Below are 15,716 nucleotides of genomic sequence, written 5' to 3'. Positions count from 1 at the left end.
TTTAATAACGTAATTAAATTGTAACTACTTAAAGGTAAGTGTTTTGTAAGTGTATGCTGTTAGATAATTTTTAAAATAGCTTTCATAATTTCCAGTATTTACAATTTAAATAAAATTAAGAAACAAGGTTATTCGCTATTGAAATTAACTAAACAAAAATCAATTATGGTAGAAGTTTTTAGAGGCTCGTATATGGAGGCTATGAATGTCAAAAATTTAATAGAGAATAATAATATTGTTGTTTTTACTGTAAATGAGTATTTGTCTAGTATTGATCCGTGGGTAGTTACAGCAGGTGGCAACGCGCCGGCTATTCTAAAAGTGAATGATGACGATTATCAAACTGCCAAAAAAGTGATAGATGATTTTAATTCTGGAGTATATACTCTGGAAACATAATCCAATCTTTTTCTAATTCAAAAACAAAAAAATGACTTCAGTGGCCATGCTTAGCTGTGGTACCCTAAATAGAAAGTTATAAGTAGTTTGTAAAGGGCAACGAAAAGGGCAACTAAAAAACAAAAAGCCCGTAAACATTGAGTTTACGGGCTTTTTTGTGGAGTCGCCGGGAATCGAAAACTGAAACTGACGTATTTTGAATTTTAAACCATTGATTTTATTGACTTTACAAACAAATTAAAATGGGTTATTATTGAGTTTTGTTCACTTTTTGTTCACTGCTGGAAATGCTTAAAAGCCCTTTACTTTTTATTGTTCAATCCTTTTTTTAATCTTTTATTAAATTCAAGTAAATTCTGTTTGTTTGCTTCTAAAATATCTTTTTTTGACTCCGTTTCTATTTCATCATGGGTTAAGTTTTCAGCTTCAATATATGTCATCGGATTTGATTTTTTGATTGATTTTATCATATCTACTTTATTGAATTGCTCTCTTTGATCTGAAGCCATTTTTTTTAAAAAATCAAATCTTGTTGCCTTGGGGGTATTTAGATTAATTAATTGAGAACTTAACGATTCAAGATTAGACATAATTAATAAGTCAGTAATGCTTGAAAAATCACGCATATTTGCACCGTTTAAAGCATGTTGAGGATTTGCTTCTTTCCATTGTTTTGCAGTATAACCGAATAGAGCTAAATTCAATAAATCAGCTTCATTGGCATATTCGATGCCTTGTTTTCCAATAGGTAGGTTGCTATTTGGTATAATATGTTTTTGAACAGCATCCGTATGTAAGACATAGTTAACTTTCGTCATTAATCGTCTAACGTCCCATTCTAAATTATATTGATTACTTTCTACCTCTTTTAGCCTTTGATATTCCTTAACAATATATAACTGGAACACGGGATTAATCCACATTCCAAAATGAAAAGCAATATCCTTATGCGCATAGGTGCCACCATATCGTCCAGCGGTTGCTCTAATAGAGATAAGGTTTGTTTTTTCGGTAAGTTCCTTAATGCTAACTTTATAATTATTAGAACCAGCGCCACTTCTAATTATGGCGAATTCGCCATAATTAAAATTCGGGTTATATATTTGCTCCCATGCCGCAAGGTAATCTAGTGTATTAGCATTCCTTAGCCAATCGCTTATAAAAAAATCTCCTTCTTGTGCCTTTACCATATCTGTTAAACAGATAAAATCTTTATCTCCTTCTGTAAACATAGATATGTTATAATCCTGTATTTTCAGACTTGAGTGTTTATTTGCCATTAATCAATTATTTATAAGTTAAACGATTTCAAATATGTTTATTTTTAAACTATTTCAATACTTTCTGGAGTATTGAATACTTTGTTTTCTAGACCAAAAATCCAATTTGCATTTACATTGTACTTTTTACAAATTGTTTCTATATGTGTCACTGTAAAATGAGAAGATCCTTTTTTGATCTTAGAAACTGTTTGATGCAAGATTCCAATTTCTCGACAAAAATCTACTTCACGATTAATTTTATTCTGAAAGATCAGAACATCAATTAATCTTAGAATTCTTCTATCAGTGACATTCATTAATTACAAGCTTAAGCGAGTTTATTATTACTCTAAATATTTTAAGGATTATAGACGAATTCTATAATTGTGGGATTCATGATTCCGTTTGATTCAGGTGGAGCGGTAGCGCTTGTACTGCTTGCCAATTTTCCATTAATATATAGGTTGAATGATTCAATTTTGTCTATATTACTTAAATACGCCCAAGCTGAGATTGTAATGCATTTACAGGCTGTATTGCTTATTTCATCACCTTTTGTGAAATAAGTGTAAGTTCCTTCAAAAGGAAAATTTAAGTTTGTCCATTGTTTAACGCCAAGTGAATTCACAAAAATCGAGGCTTTTGGGCTAGATCCACTTATACTTTTAATTTCGATTTTTATATCGAACTTTTCTGGTATGTTTTTTTTAGAATCATCTAGATTATTTTCTGACGAACATCCAAATATTGCAATTAGGATAAGTAATAATGTAATTTTTTTCATGTAATTTAAACTAGGTTTACTTGTTAGTTAGTTGAATCATTTATTTTGAGTCTTTTTTATCATAGACACTTATAGTAAACAAACCTAGAGCAAAAAGGACAGCACCAAAAATCATATAATTTTGTTTATCTGCTACCAATCCTATATTATTAACTCTGTTAGGTAAGTTATAATCATTACTTATATAATTAACAGGCAAAGTCGTGTCCATTGTAAAAGCATATCCTAGTAAAGACGCTCCTGCAATGCATATAATGAATCCTACATATTTCATTTTAGATGTTTTTAAATTTATAATGATCGAACGTAATTATAATTACTTGATATGTTTTACGGATATCCGTAATTTCAATTTAATTTTTAAAAAGTTCTTTTTATTACATTGAATATTCTGTAAATATCATTGACATGAATTTCAAATGGATCATCATTTTTATTTCTAGAAAGTAAAGTAAGCATACCAGTCTCAGTATTATATTCTCCTATATCTTTATGGTATATCGCATTTTTTGTCATTAATATAAATCCATATTTGTTTTTATGGAAACCATCAGGCCATAAATGACGACCTATTTCACGTGCTAAAACTTCTGCACCACTAGGAGTATCATTTATTCCTCCTCCATTCATGCTATTGTTTTTTATATTAAAAGCAAGATAATTACCTTTTGCTACCTTGTCTACTGTAAATGTTGCTGTACTAAACTCTGTATGTAATTTTTCTTCATCATTATACGCTTCTAAGTATGAGGCGTAGGCATCAAATGGTATTTTTATCACTTCTATTTTGGTTGATCCGTCTGGGTATTCGTAAAATTTTATTCCATTCTTATTTATAAAAATTTCAATCTCATCATCCGTATTTGATAATTCAACATCAATTTTTTTAAACTTGTTCGGTTGTGAAGCGAAATATTTTTCTATTTCACTTTTTTCAAGTTCGGATAAGCTTTCTCTTTTCAGAGCCATTCTAAAAGCATCACTAGACATGCCTATTATAGCGCCTATGTCAGAGTTTGTAAGCTTTTTTTCTTTCTTAAGGCTTAAGATACTACTATAAAAGTCCATGTATATTATTTAGAATTATTATAAATACGAACATTTATAGAAAATTTGTTCGTTTTAGTTTTCAATAAACGAACATTTGTTCGTATGTTTGCACTGTACAAATGACTAATGCAAATGTACTAAAAAAGTTCTTTGAAATATCGAATATTAGTTTTTAGAGATAAGTCTATAAATACGCAAAGCATCAGGCGACATTAATTTGAGATTGAGCTATCTGCCAAAAATACTTCTGAAAAAGGGGGGCTATGTTAGTATTGCTTTATGCGAAATATGATACTGTTTTTAAATGCTTACAGCTAAAAAAAACAAACCGTTGCAAAGGAGAGAGATCAGAATTTGACAACCAGTTCACTACTGGCAACGGTCCTAAATAAAAATTAAGAAGTATGCCAAAATTTAAAATTGAAAAAAACATACCTCTTCCCAAAAAGATAAGAGGACGGATTTACCCATTTAATGAAATGAGTATTGGAGATAGCTTTTTTGTAAAAATGGATGAAGAGAAAAAAATCTTTAATCAGAAGCAAAACATATACATGGCCATATGGAAATATTGTCAAGTGCATCCAGATAAAAAATTCACAACAGCTTCATTTGGTGATGAGGTTAGAATTTGGAGAATAAAATAATTATTAATAATTAAAATCTAAAATCAAATGAAAAATATTTTTAACCTGATTGCTTTGATTTTCGGAATTGGACAATCAAGCGCACAACCACAAGTGTTTCATTACTATCATAATCATGCCCAAAATTGCACTTTAAATGGTAAAAGGATAGATCCTAAAACACCAATATTTAATATCAATCTAGATTCTATGTCTAAGAGAGAATTTGTTAATCACATGAAATCAATAAATATAATTTGTTTATAAAATGGCAACAACAATCACAAAAAAGAGAAAGCTTAAAGATGAGATTTATATGATCATCAGGAATGATATTCCATTACGTGCTAAAATAGCCGATGCTCTAAATATTGAAAGAGATTCTGTCTACGGATCTGCTGTTCGAAAATCTACAAAATTTAGTTTACCATTTGTTTTGGATATCATTTCAAAACATACAGGAAAACCTAAAGAAGAATTAACAGATGAGTAAGATCATTTCAATAGAATCTACAATTCTATTTTTTCTATCTCTAATCATTCTACTAGCAGTTATCAATCTGATAAATTGGATTTTTAAAAAGATAAACAGATGGAGGTAGAAACTTACAAGCTAATTGATGGTTATCAAAATTATGAGGTTTCAAATTTTGGTAATGTAAAAAATGGTGTAACCAATAAAATTCTGAAAGGAATTGATAATGGTAACGGTTATTTGGTAGTTGGAATTTATAGCAATAAAAAATTGAAGAAAGTTAAAATTCATCAATTGGTTGCTAGTTATTTTATTGAAAATCCTAAAAATCTTAAAACGATAAATCATATTAACGGTATTAAGACTGATAACCGAGTTAAAAATTTAGAGTGGAATTCGAATCGAGAAAACAACTGTCATAAGTTCAAAGATAAAAATCTTACCTCAAAACATGTTGGTGTGCATTTCAGTTTTAGATCAAAACGATGGATTTCTCAAATTAAGATTAAAGATAAATCAAAACACTTAGGAAGTTTTAAAAGTGAATTAGAAGCTTATCAAGCTAGAGTGGATTTTGAAAAAGAAAATGGAATAGTTAATAAATACATCTAAAAAATGGAAAATACTATAACACTCACATTATCACAATACAAATGTTTGCGGGAACATTTAAAGGCTATCGATAAGATTATCGGTGGTAAGGATTTGGTTGGGGGTGTAGCGAATGTAAGCAAAGCTCCCAAACCACAACCTAAAGAAACCAAACTACAGAAGATTAATAAATACAAGAAATTAATTGGAAGTGGTCAACGGATAAAGAAACCAGATCATCTTAAAAAGTAAAACCACTTCGGGCATGAAGTGGTTTTTTAAATCAATTTAATAACGAACCTCGAGTTCCTAATCTAAATCAATTATGAGCGCAAATTTAGTAGAAAGATTCTACAAAACATCATTGTCTAATGACAATACTAAGTTCCTTTTAGGGAAGTGCTTAAAAAAAGCATTTGATGATTCTATTTCAGATCCTTTAGAGTCTGAAAATATTTTGGCTTTAGCTTGGAAGTTCCAAGTTCCTCAATTTGATGAAATGTTTGAAGATCATCAAAATTACGACTATCCACCTTTTCAATGTTAGCGATGGAAATTAAGACTAACCAAACTTTTAAAACGCCAGTTGGGTTGTTTTTAAAAGTGAAGACAGTTCGAGAATCAGGCTTACATACGCTGGAACTGATTGATGAACAAGGAAACCCCATTGAAGAAAAAAGAAACACTCGAGGTCACGTTATCCAACGTTCTCAACGAATTTGTTCGGAGGAAACAATTAAGACTTTCAAAAGGGTAAAAAATTAATCAAATCATCTAATTCAAAATAAAATGAAAACAATTGAAATCAAAGGTTTAATCCTAACCAATTTTAAAGGGACCCTGAAGCTAAAAGTAAATTTCCGTCATAATACAGATGTTTTTGGTGCAAATGGCACTGGGAAATCAACAATTTATGATGCTTTCCTATGGCTTCTTTTCGGTAAAAATGCTGAGGAAAAAAAAGAATTCAGTATTAAAAATACGGTAGACACTTCGCTTAATAGACAAGATCATGAAGTTGAAGGTATGTTGAATGTTAATGGAGACGATATCACCCTAAAAAAGATTTACAGAGAAAAGTGGACAAAAAAGAGAGGTGAAGAAATTGCGGAATATTCTGGGAATGAAACAATCTATTTCTGGAACGAGGTTCCAATGCAGCAGAAAGAATTTCAAGCAAAGGTTTATAGCATTATGGATGAAACCGTTTTTAAACTGATCACTAATCCTTATGCACTTAACTCTTTAAAGTGGCAAGATAGAAGAAGCATACTAACGCAAATGTCTGGTGAATTATCCAATGAGGAAATTGCGGCTGGTAATCCAGAATATGAAGCTTTGGTTGCAAATCTTACTCAAGGCAAAACGATGGAAGATTATTTGAAGCAGATCAAAGCCAGTGTAAAAAAATCTAAAGATGAAATCAAATTGATTCCTACTAGAATTGATGAGGTTTCTAAAACAAAACCAGAATCTTATGATTTTGTAAGTCTTAGAAATTCTTTAGATGTTAAAGAAGGTCAATTGATCAAATTGGATGAAAGCATTCAAGACAAATCAAAAGGATTGGATTCCATTCTAGCGACAAATGAAGCTGCAAAAAGATCTGCATCTAATTTAAGATCTGAAATTTCAACTATTGAAAGCCAAATTAGAACTCAAGCAAATACTTCAACCAAAAAGGATACATCAGTTTTAGATGGTCTTAAAAGTTCTTTGAGCACAAAACAAGGTGAGCTTAAAACTGCTGAAAATGGTTTGGTAACGATCAAAGGATTGGTTACTGGTAAAGAATCAGATTTAGTTGCTTTGGGAACTACAATTGAAGCTAAACGATCTGAGTGGACCAATGAGAATTCAAAAGAATTAAAGATTGAAGAAAATTCTTTTTGTTGTCCAACCTGCCAACGTGCTTTTGAAGAATCAGATATTGAAGCTAAGAAGCTTGATATGACTACTAATTTCAAAACGGATAAAGCAACTAAGCTGGCAGAAATTAACCGTCAAGGAGGATTGTTAGCAACTCAAAAAGCAAATTTAGAGAATGAGCTTCAAACTTTAAAAGACAGGGTTACCACTGGTGAAACAATGATCACCACTTTAAAATCTGAGGTTTTAACTATCGAAGAGAATATTGAAAAAGAGAATGCTTTAGTAAGTAACGAAGTTCCAGTTGACGTTGAGGATTTATATACTCAGCTATTAGCGTCAAATGTAGATTATAGCACTAAAAAACTTGAGCTGGAAAATATTGAAAAAACTGTTCAGGAAGTTCCACAAGTGGATGATGCTCAACTTAAAGAAGATAGAGCGATTCTTGTTTCAGAAATTGACGGTCTTAAGTCTAAACTTAGAAATGAGGACCAGATTAAATTGGTTGATGCGAGAATGGTAGAATTGAAAGACCAGGAAACAAAATTAGCTCAAGAGATCGCTGGAGTAGAAAAAACTCAATTTTTAATTGAGCGCTTTGAAAAAGACAAAATGACTGCAATCGAAGAAAATGTCAATTCCAAATTCAGAATTGTAAAATTCAAAATGTTTGAAGATCAAGTTAACGGTGGTGAAAATCCAGCTTGTGAAATTTTGGTTAACGGAGTTCCTTTCTCAGATGCCAACACAGCATCAAAAATAAATGCAGGAATAGACATCATTTCCACTCTTTCTAAATTCTATCAAGTGTCTGCTCCAATATTTATCGATGGGGCTGAATCGATCCATACAATTATGGATACTGAAAGCCAATTAATCAGATTGGTAGTTAGTGAACCTGATGAAGCAATTAGAGTTGCATAATGACCGAATATAGAGTCAAAAGAGACTCCGATGGGATCCTTACTGAAAACTGTAAAGAGAACATCGGAGTTAAAATTGGAAGTTTTGACTGTACGGACAATTGTACACATAATCAAAACACCAAAAAAGAAATTCAAGAACAAGCTTTCGATTTGAAAATCGTAAGGTGTCCAAAACTTCAAAGTAATCAATTAACAATAGAAATTTAATAAAATGAACACAACAAATACACCTGTAGAGACTTCAAAAGCTAATTTGGCTACTGTACAGCCATCACAAAGCGAACGTTTCACAAATGCTGTGATGAAAGAGTTCTCATCAAATAATGGAGCGGTTACATTGACTCCTTTCCAAAAGAAACTTTGCCAAAACTACTTTATTAAAATTGATCAAACTTTAAAAGACAATGAGAAAAAAAGATTAGCAAAACAAGATCCTGATCCATTGCCTTTCACTTGGGAAAATGTAAACATGTCAAAATTGGCGGTTGACGTAATAGCTTATTCAAGTGTTGAATTAGATCCTACACAGCCAAATCATATCAATATTATTCCTTATAAAAACACAGCGAATAATAAGTATGATATAGGATTTGTAATTGGATATCGAGGAATGGAAATTAAAGCTAAAAAGTATGGTTTAGATATTCCTTCAGATGTGGTTTTTGAATTGGTTTATTCTACAGATAAGTTTAAACAATTTAAAAAAGACAAAGACAATCCTGTTGAGTCTTATTCTTTGGAAGTAACTGATGATTTCAATAGAGGTGATGTTGTTGGTGGATTTTGGTATCATGAGTTTAAAGACAATCCTGAGAAAAACAAAATCAAGGTATTCTCTTTGAAAGATATTGAAAAAAGAAAACCAAAGTATGCATCAGCTGAGTTTTGGGGCGGAGAAAAGGCAGTTTGGAAAAATGGTCAAAAGACTGGAGTCGAAAAAATTGAAGGATGGTTTGAAGAAATGGCTATCAAAACAATTTCCCGAAATGCTTATAACGCGATCACTATTGACAGTAAAAAAATTGATGATAATTATTTGGCTATTCTTCAAAAGGAAAACGAAATGAATGATTCAATAATTCAAAATCAAATTGATGCCAACGCAAACAAAGAACCATTAGATTTTGAAGATGCAGAGTTAGTTGATGATAAGCTTTTGGAAGTTGCCGGAACAACGGTAATTGATCAAAAAGCTAGTCAGGATCTGGAACCTGAAAACGCAACTCAGCAAACCTTGGATATGGATCAATCTCAAGGTGACGGACCAGACTTTTAATTATGAAGTTAAAAGTAATTTCAACAGGTAGTATTGGCAACGCTTACATTCTAGAAACAGATAATGAAGCGTTGCTTATCGAATGTGGTGTCAATATTATGGACATCAAAAAAGCATTGAATTTTGATTTTAGTAAAGTCGTAGGATGTCTTGTTTCGCATGAACACCAGGACCACGCTAAATCATTTGATGAGGTCATGGGTTTGGGCATTACAACTTATACCGGTGCCAAAACTACTCAGTTCTTAAATCCAGATAACTTTCATAGATCATTGACAATTGCATCAAAAGATATTGTAAAGATCGGAAGCTTTAAAGTGATGGCGTTTGATGTCAAACATGATGCAGTTGAACCTTTAGGTTTTTTGATAGAACATCCGGAATGCGGCAAAGTCCTTTTCTTAACCGATACAAATTATTGCGAGTACACTTTCAAAGGTTTGAACAACATCATAATTGAAGCGAATTTCTCGAAAGAAATTATAGATAGAAAGTTTGGTTCTGATAGTGGAAAAGAATTTCTAAGAAACAGGATTCTGAGATCTCACTTCTCATTAGAAAACTGCAAAGATATGTTGGCTGCCAATGACCTTTCAAAGGTCAATAATATCGTTCTAATTCACTTATCTGATACTAATTCTAATGCTAAACAATTTCAAAGTGAAGTTGCTGACTTAACTGGCAAAACTGTGACAGTGGCCAGTATAGGATTAACAATTGATTTCAACATAACCCCCTTTTAATCATAAGTAACTATATGCTTTACAATCCAGAAAAACCGATCGATGTTCAAAGAGCTGTTGAAAAGTTCAAATATTTTGTAAAGCATAATAAAGTATTTGAACTATCAGCCAAGAAGGTTCCGAAAACCTATCCTCAATTGAAGTATGTTCATTTAATAATGTCATGGTTTGCTTGGGAGTATGGCGAACAATTGGAATATATCAAGATTGAATACTTCAAAAAACTTGTAAATCCGTCCATTTTCGAATACGAATTTGTTAATAGAAAAACGGGAGAGGTTAGAGTTGAATATAAAAGTTTGGCAGATCTCACAAAAGATGAATTGACACTGGCAATTGATCGATTTAGAGACTATTCAAGCAAAGAGGCGGGCATATATCTTCCAGAGCCCAAAGACTTGGCGATACTTAGAGAAATAGAAATTCAGGTAAAAAATAACGAGCAATTTTTATGAACCAGCAAGAAATAAATTTCGAGGATCTTTTTCATATTGAGAATAGAGTCAGTAACCAAGAGCATTTCGAAAGAAATAAAGAGAAATTTTCAAATCAATGTAGAGTCGTTTATGAAGCGCTTTTAAATGGCGAAAGACTTACGACAACAAAAGCTTTGATTGATTATAAAATTGGCGATTTACGCAGAAGAATTAAAGACCTAAAAGATATATGGAATGTTCCAGTGATATCAGAATACAAGGAGGGTAAATACAAAGAATATTTTTTAATAATTAACAACAATTAATCATGAACATCACTATTAAGCAGGCCAACATTAAAAACAGTTTATTCCTGGCATACAAATATGACCAATTTGTAAAAAATGCAAAAAAATCAGCGTCGGAGTCTTCAGATGCTCCAATACATGATGATCTAAGAAATGCTTTTTCAGCTTTAATACCTCATTTCGCATTTATCTGTGAAGAGATTAAAGAAACTGATTGTAGAGCTCGTTTAGATTCTCCAGATGATGAATTATCTGAAGAACATTTTCTTCTAAAATACAAAGTTCAAGGGTTTACTATTGGAGGTATGGGAGATTTGGAAGGTGTTACTATTTCAGGATCTAAAAGGTTAGAATCGGGAAGTTATTTAAACTTAAATACTCCGTTTTTAAAATTTGAGGATTACAATGATTATCCATTTATGCCTGAATTGAAAGAAGCGATTGACAATCTTAAATCAGAGGTTTATGAGTACCTAGAAGGTAAGCAGGCACCAAGCAAACAGCCTTCAATTGAATTTGAAGAGGATGAGGTAGCAATGTAAAATTTTTAATATAATAATCTACGAGTAATGCAAATAGTCGAATTTTTAAATGAGTTTCATATTTCAATTGATTTTGGCAGATGGAAGGACCGAAATACACAAATGGTAAAAGGTATTTGTATTGTTTCAGAATGGAGTACTAATATTTTAACTGGACAATATATTTCCAATCCAACAGATGTTTCAATGGCTATAAATGTGAAGCCGGAACAAATAAATATTCCGTATGAACATCTAAAAAATACTGAAAGGATTGTTTGGAGAAAACTAAAATCAGTTGCAAAATGGAATCATCCAAAAAAAGTATGGGTTATTCCTGTTTTATATAAAGAACAAGTTTATGCAGTAGGGGATAAATGCAAAGCAACTGTAATTCAAATTAAGGATAATTTACCTGAAAAAGTTGATGTCATTCCAGATCTCCCAAAATTGCATTTTGATTTAGGAATCGTGAATTCAATTAACGGTTACAAACCAAGACCATATCAAGAAGATGGCATTGCTCGTGGATTAGAGTTAAAAAGATTTATAAATGGTGATCAACCAGGGCTTGGAAAAACACTTCAAAGTATTGGAACTGTTTACGGAGCTGAATTGCAAGGAGAAGTTACTTTTCCTTGCATTGTTATTTGTCCCTCAGCATTAAAAATAAACTGGAAGCGCGAATTTGAAATGTGGACCGACAAAAAGGCAATGATTCTTGATGATAAAAACAAAGATACATGGCACCGTTTTTACGAAATGGGAATGGCTGATGTATTTATTGTGAATTATGAATCATTGAAGAAGTTCTTTGTTAGATCGATGCCTACCAAAAAGGATTTAAAGCACTCTAGTCAGATTATTATGGATGATAGGATAAAGATATTCAAGTCTGCAATAGTTGACGAAAGTCATCGCTTAAAAGATCCTAATTCGATTCAGGCTAAAATATGTATTCAAATCACCAAAAGTAAAAAATACATTATTTTATTGACTGGTACACCTGTTGTAAACAAACCTATTGATTTATTCAGTCAATTAGCCGTAATGTTCAAACTTGGACATTTTGGCGGAGAAAATGGTTTTAAAGCTAGGTATTGCGAAGGCGGTAAAGGATCTGCTAATTTGAAAGAATTGAATTATCTGATGAACAAGTCTTGCTACTTTATGAGAAAGAAAGAAGATGTTTTGAAAGATCTTCCTCCTTTATCTAGACAAACAATTGTTTGCTCTATCACTAACAAAAATGAGTTTGATAAAGTCAGAGACGATTTTGCAAACTTCCTTAAAAATTCTGATCTGACAGATTCTGAAATTAAGAAAAAAGTAAATTCTGAAACTATTGTAAAAATCACAATGTTACTTCAAATTTCTGCTAAAGGGAAAATAGAAGCTGCACAAGAATATATTGATGAAATTGTAGATTCTGGACAAAAGATTGTCGTCTTCTGTAAACACAAAATTATTGTTGATATGCTAAAAGTATTATATCCAAAAGCAGTTACTGTAACTGGTCAAGATGATTCTATTCAAAAGCAAAATTCTGTTGATAGTTTTCAAAACAAACCTGAAACCAAAATAATTATCTGTAATCATAAAGCTGCTGGTGTTGGATTAACTCTAACTGCAAGCAGTGAGGTATTGTTTGTTGAGCTTCCTTGGACACAAGCAGATTGTGAGCAGGCAGAAGCGAGATGTCACCGTATGGGACAACCTAGCAATGTTAGAGCAACTTACTTGCTTGGAGACGATACTTTGGATCAATGGCTATACGATATCATTCAAGAAAAGAAAGCTATTGCTAATGCCATAACAGGAACTGAGGATATCGTCCCAACTAGCATTATAAGTAGCGTATTTGATTTATTTAAAAAGTAACATGAGATATGGCAAGAGAGCAAAGAAAAGATGTTGACTATTTTCCGCATGATTGTACTCATGGTCGTAAAATGCACATTATTGAAACCAAATATGGAAATGATGGTTATGCTTCATGGTTTAAGTTACTCGAACAATTAGGTAAGGCCAATAATCATTATATCGATATTTCAAACGATATGACTTTAATGTTTCTAACGTCAGTCTTTAAAATTGATGAAGAAAAAACAATTTCAATTCTAAATGATTTGGCAAAATTGGGAGCTATTGACAGATTTCTTTTCGAAGAACATAAGGTGATTTTTAGCCAAAAATTTACTGATAGTATTCAGGATGCGTACAGGAAAAGAAAACTTAAATGTTTTCAATATTCCGACGTATTGGAAGAAATAAAGCAAAATAACGTTCAATCTACCGGAAGAATGACGTTAAAACAAACCAATCTACCGGAAGTTATCCCTAAAGTAAAGGAGAGTAGAGTAAAGGAAAGTAAAGAAGAGAAAAGTAAAGAAGAATCTCCTAACGGAGTTGTTGATTTAAAAAATCAACCTGACAATCATAAGATTGATTTTGGTAAACTACTTTATTTTTTTAATGCAAATAGAGGTCTTTTACCTGAAGTTAAAAAAATGTCAGATGCTAGAAAAAAAAGAATATTGGTTTTAGAAAAACAGCACGGAAAAGAATCGATTCAGGTTGTAATTCAAAAAACAAGAGATTCAGCTTTTCTGCAAGGAAATAACAAAGATAATTGGATAGCTAGTTTTGATTGGATTTTCAAGCCAGCTAATTTTTTAAAAATTTTAGAAGATAATTATGCAAACAGAGAAAATGCACGAAGTAGTAATTCAGAAAGAACAGATTCTGAGCATAAACAATCCGCTGTCAGTGCAGTTAATGCAATGTTTGGGATCAAATAATGAAGTTGGATTAATTGTTTTTGAAAAAAATCTAAGCTTATCGAATGCCATTGATGGTACTAAACTTAAAAAGTTAGAAAAGGCCGTTGGCGAGATCAATACAATCACAGCTATTTGCTATTTACTAAATAGATTCAATTCAAATTTCAATGTTGGAAAGTCTTTATCACAATCTCAAGCGGCAATGCTAGCATCTGATATCGTTGAAAAATATCCTTATGAGACTATTGAAGATGTCGTATTGCTGTTAAAACAGGTTCGTCAAGGAATCATTGGGGATGGAAAAGATTACAAACTAGATGGCCAGAATATTTTAATAAAATGGTTTCCGGAATATCTTGATCGTAAATACTTGGAAGTGGAACGATTGAATAAAAGCATTCAAAATGAGCATTGTTCAACAAAAAATGATGATGCCATTTCTAAATTTTACGCTAAAAGACTAGCTAAAAAGGAACGAGAAGAAAAAGATAAGGAAATGAAAGAGGAAATAGATGCTATGGTTAAGCATATGGACAGGCAAATGCTAGAAGATACTATTTCAGACTGGGAAAAAAAGGAAGAAATGAAGCCTTTCCTTGCTTATTTAAGATCAAAAAGAACCGTGGTTCCAGGCGAATACAGACCGTAAATCAAATTATGTTTAACTTCAAAACAATCTAAAATGCAAAATGATGCAGTAATAAAAAAGCTGATCGATATCAAGCGCCAAATATCTGAAATGGGAGTTGAATATTTAGAAACTCTTTCTCCAGTACCATTAAGCGATTTTGGAAGAACACTGAAACCTTTCATCAATATAGATTCTTCAGTTGATCAAGCGATAAAGAAATTAAGTTCAGAGTCAGTTCCAGGATCTATTCCAAAATCAAATTCTTTACGATCATGATCGAACCAAAAGAAAAACCCTGTTTGGGTACCGGTGACGCAAAGGGATTTGGCTGCGGTCATAAAACAAAGCATCGAGTTTATGGATTAGGCAAGATGTGTGGGTGTTATTCTGATTGGTTATTGAATACTGAAAAAGGAAAAATCAAGCTCGAAAGATCAATGATTTCTGCTAAATCAAAAGTTCAGAAAGAAAATAAGAAAAAGGAAATAGCAGATAAGGCAATTCAAAAAGTTTCTATACTATCACCAGATAAATACCGAGCAAAACATCTGCAACCGATCCTCAATGAAATTTCAAGATTAATTGATTATGGTCAATCTTGTATTGCTACAGGTAATTTTGGCAAAATGAACGGGGGACATTACATTTCAGTAGGTGCTAATAGAACAACTGCTTTAAATCTTCACAACATTCACATTCAATCTTTCGAAAGTAATCATCATCATAGCGGTGATCAAATCAAATACAGATTAGGTCTTATTGAAAGATATGGCAATAGTTACTTTGAATATATTGAAACCCTTCAGCGTCATAGACCATTGCATTTATCAACTAATGAAATGATTGAAATCGCATCAACAGCTTCTAAAATAAGATTGGATCTTAAGAAAAATCCAGAACAGAAAACACCACAAGAACGAATCCAGATTCGAAATAAAATAAATATCGAACTCGGAATTTATGATCGGAATTTCTGCGAATTCAAAAACTAAAAGGCTCTCGATATCGAGGGCTTTTTTATTGCTCAATAATTAATCAAACTTGAAAACATTC

At 31.9% G+C, this 15,716-nt stretch carries 25 protein-coding genes; 20 read left to right on the top strand and 5 right to left on the bottom strand.

The genetic code is table 11. From position 1 onward, the window contains the following. The first annotated feature begins 165 nt into the window (after nt 1-165). On the top strand, nt 166-399 hold the full coding sequence (locus tag AC51AA_RS08405; RefSeq protein ID WP_500705519.1) for a putative signal transducing protein: 234 nt from the start codon (nt 166-168) through the stop codon (nt 397-399). Nucleotides 400-701: 302 nt separating this feature from the next. Here the strand turns inward: AC51AA_RS08405 and AC51AA_RS08400 are convergent, their stop codons facing one another. The 5 genes from AC51AA_RS08400 to AC51AA_RS08380 form a co-directional block, all read right to left on the bottom strand. Beyond that, nucleotides 702-1,679, bottom strand: coding sequence for a KilA-N domain-containing protein (locus AC51AA_RS08400; protein WP_500705518.1), 978 nt, complete (start codon nt 1,677-1,679; stop codon nt 702-704). 44 nt (nt 1,680-1,723) lie between these two features. After that, nucleotides 1,724-1,978, bottom strand: coding sequence for a helix-turn-helix domain-containing protein (locus AC51AA_RS08395; protein WP_500705517.1), 255 nt, complete (start codon nt 1,976-1,978; stop codon nt 1,724-1,726). A 41-nt stretch (nt 1,979-2,019) separates the two neighbouring features. Further along, a complete protein-coding gene (locus AC51AA_RS08390; RefSeq protein WP_500705516.1) occupies nt 2,020-2,445 on the bottom strand; it encodes a hypothetical protein in 426 nt (141 codons plus the stop codon). Nucleotides 2,446-2,485: 40 nt separating this feature from the next. Beyond that, the gene (locus AC51AA_RS08385; RefSeq protein WP_500705515.1) at nt 2,486-2,719 is read right to left on the bottom strand and encodes a hypothetical protein; all 234 of its coding nucleotides are present in this window, start codon (nt 2,717-2,719) and stop codon (nt 2,486-2,488) included. Between the two features lie 86 nt (nt 2,720-2,805). Continuing rightward, on the bottom strand, nt 2,806-3,513 hold the full coding sequence (locus AC51AA_RS08380) for a hypothetical protein (protein WP_500705514.1): 708 nt from the start codon (nt 3,511-3,513) through the stop codon (nt 2,806-2,808). A gap of 386 nt (nt 3,514-3,899) precedes the next feature. Here AC51AA_RS08380 and AC51AA_RS08375 point away from each other — a divergent pair, with 386 nt between their 5' ends. The 19 genes from AC51AA_RS08375 (at nt 3,900) to AC51AA_RS08285 (ending at nt 15,655) form a co-directional block, all read left to right on the top strand. After that, nucleotides 3,900-4,142 carry a DUF7303 family protein gene (locus AC51AA_RS08375; protein WP_500705513.1) on the top strand — a complete coding sequence of 81 codons (243 nt, stop codon included), beginning with the start codon at nt 3,900-3,902 and terminating at the stop codon, nt 4,140-4,142. 27 nt (nt 4,143-4,169) lie between these two features. Next, nucleotides 4,170-4,388 carry a hypothetical protein gene (locus tag AC51AA_RS08370; RefSeq protein WP_500705512.1) on the top strand — a complete coding sequence of 73 codons (219 nt, stop codon included), beginning with the start codon at nt 4,170-4,172 and terminating at the stop codon, nt 4,386-4,388. Nucleotide 4,389: 1 nt separating this feature from the next. After that, nucleotides 4,390-4,614 carry a hypothetical protein gene (locus AC51AA_RS08365; RefSeq protein WP_500705511.1) on the top strand — a complete coding sequence of 75 codons (225 nt, stop codon included), beginning with the start codon at nt 4,390-4,392 and terminating at the stop codon, nt 4,612-4,614. A 99-nt stretch (nt 4,615-4,713) separates the two neighbouring features. After that, complete coding sequence (locus tag AC51AA_RS08360; protein WP_500705510.1) at nt 4,714-5,208, top strand: NUMOD4 domain-containing protein; 495 nt, start codon at nt 4,714-4,716, stop codon at nt 5,206-5,208. A gap of 3 nt (nt 5,209-5,211) precedes the next feature. Continuing rightward, nucleotides 5,212-5,439: a hypothetical protein gene (locus tag AC51AA_RS08355; protein ID WP_500705509.1), complete on the top strand. Its 228-nt coding sequence runs from the start codon at nt 5,212-5,214 to the stop codon at nt 5,437-5,439. A 73-nt stretch (nt 5,440-5,512) separates the two neighbouring features. Next, nucleotides 5,513-5,734 carry a hypothetical protein gene (locus AC51AA_RS08350; RefSeq protein ID WP_500705508.1) on the top strand — a complete coding sequence of 74 codons (222 nt, stop codon included), beginning with the start codon at nt 5,513-5,515 and terminating at the stop codon, nt 5,732-5,734. A 2-nt stretch (nt 5,735-5,736) separates the two neighbouring features. After that, complete coding sequence (locus AC51AA_RS08345; RefSeq protein ID WP_500705507.1) at nt 5,737-5,952, top strand: hypothetical protein; 216 nt, start codon at nt 5,737-5,739, stop codon at nt 5,950-5,952. 24 nt (nt 5,953-5,976) lie between these two features. Further along, the gene (locus tag AC51AA_RS08340) at nt 5,977-7,983 is read left to right on the top strand and encodes an AAA family ATPase (RefSeq protein ID WP_500705506.1); all 2,007 of its coding nucleotides are present in this window, start codon (nt 5,977-5,979) and stop codon (nt 7,981-7,983) included. Then, nucleotides 7,983-8,192: a hypothetical protein gene (locus AC51AA_RS08335; protein ID WP_500705505.1), complete on the top strand. Its 210-nt coding sequence runs from the start codon at nt 7,983-7,985 to the stop codon at nt 8,190-8,192. The genes AC51AA_RS08340 and AC51AA_RS08335 overlap by 1 nt, the downstream gene beginning before the upstream one ends. A 4-nt stretch (nt 8,193-8,196) precedes the next feature. Beyond that, nucleotides 8,197-9,261 carry a recombinase RecT gene (locus AC51AA_RS08330; RefSeq protein WP_500705504.1) on the top strand — a complete coding sequence of 355 codons (1,065 nt, stop codon included), beginning with the start codon at nt 8,197-8,199 and terminating at the stop codon, nt 9,259-9,261. Between the two features lie 2 nt (nt 9,262-9,263). After that, a complete protein-coding gene (locus AC51AA_RS08325; RefSeq protein WP_500705503.1) occupies nt 9,264-10,004 on the top strand; it encodes an MBL fold metallo-hydrolase in 741 nt (246 codons plus the stop codon). Between the two features lie 14 nt (nt 10,005-10,018). Continuing rightward, nucleotides 10,019-10,459, top strand: a complete 441-nt coding sequence (locus AC51AA_RS08320; protein ID WP_500705502.1) for a hypothetical protein — start codon at nt 10,019-10,021, stop codon at nt 10,457-10,459. Then, nucleotides 10,456-10,746, top strand: coding sequence for a helix-turn-helix domain-containing protein (locus AC51AA_RS08315; RefSeq protein ID WP_500705501.1), 291 nt, complete (start codon nt 10,456-10,458; stop codon nt 10,744-10,746). The genes AC51AA_RS08320 and AC51AA_RS08315 overlap by 4 nt, the downstream gene beginning before the upstream one ends. Before the next feature lie 2 nt (nt 10,747-10,748). After that, entirely contained in the window at nt 10,749-11,270 is a 522-nt protein-coding gene (locus tag AC51AA_RS08310; RefSeq protein WP_500705500.1) for a hypothetical protein, read from the top strand. Between the two features lie 102 nt (nt 11,271-11,372). Further along, nucleotides 11,373-13,130, top strand: a complete 1,758-nt coding sequence (locus tag AC51AA_RS08305; protein WP_500705499.1) for a DEAD/DEAH box helicase — start codon at nt 11,373-11,375, stop codon at nt 13,128-13,130. An 8-nt stretch (nt 13,131-13,138) separates the two neighbouring features. Further along, nucleotides 13,139-14,050, top strand: a complete 912-nt coding sequence (locus AC51AA_RS08300) for a DUF4373 domain-containing protein (protein WP_500705498.1) — start codon at nt 13,139-13,141, stop codon at nt 14,048-14,050. After that, nucleotides 14,037-14,681 carry a hypothetical protein gene (locus AC51AA_RS08295; protein WP_500705497.1) on the top strand — a complete coding sequence of 215 codons (645 nt, stop codon included), beginning with the start codon at nt 14,037-14,039 and terminating at the stop codon, nt 14,679-14,681. Before AC51AA_RS08300 ends, AC51AA_RS08295 begins: the two co-directional genes overlap by 14 nt. Nucleotides 14,682-14,714: 33 nt before the next feature. Then, nucleotides 14,715-14,939, top strand: a complete 225-nt coding sequence (locus AC51AA_RS08290; RefSeq protein ID WP_500705496.1) for a hypothetical protein — start codon at nt 14,715-14,717, stop codon at nt 14,937-14,939. Then, nucleotides 14,936-15,655 carry a recombination protein NinG gene (locus AC51AA_RS08285; RefSeq protein ID WP_500705495.1) on the top strand — a complete coding sequence of 240 codons (720 nt, stop codon included), beginning with the start codon at nt 14,936-14,938 and terminating at the stop codon, nt 15,653-15,655. The genes AC51AA_RS08290 and AC51AA_RS08285 overlap by 4 nt, the downstream gene beginning before the upstream one ends. Nucleotides 15,656-15,716: the final 61 nt, after the last annotated feature.

The organism is Flavobacterium sp. OHVDL-2026-0007 (assembly GCF_059882335.1).
This window is presented reverse-complemented; position numbering and strand designations above follow the sequence as displayed.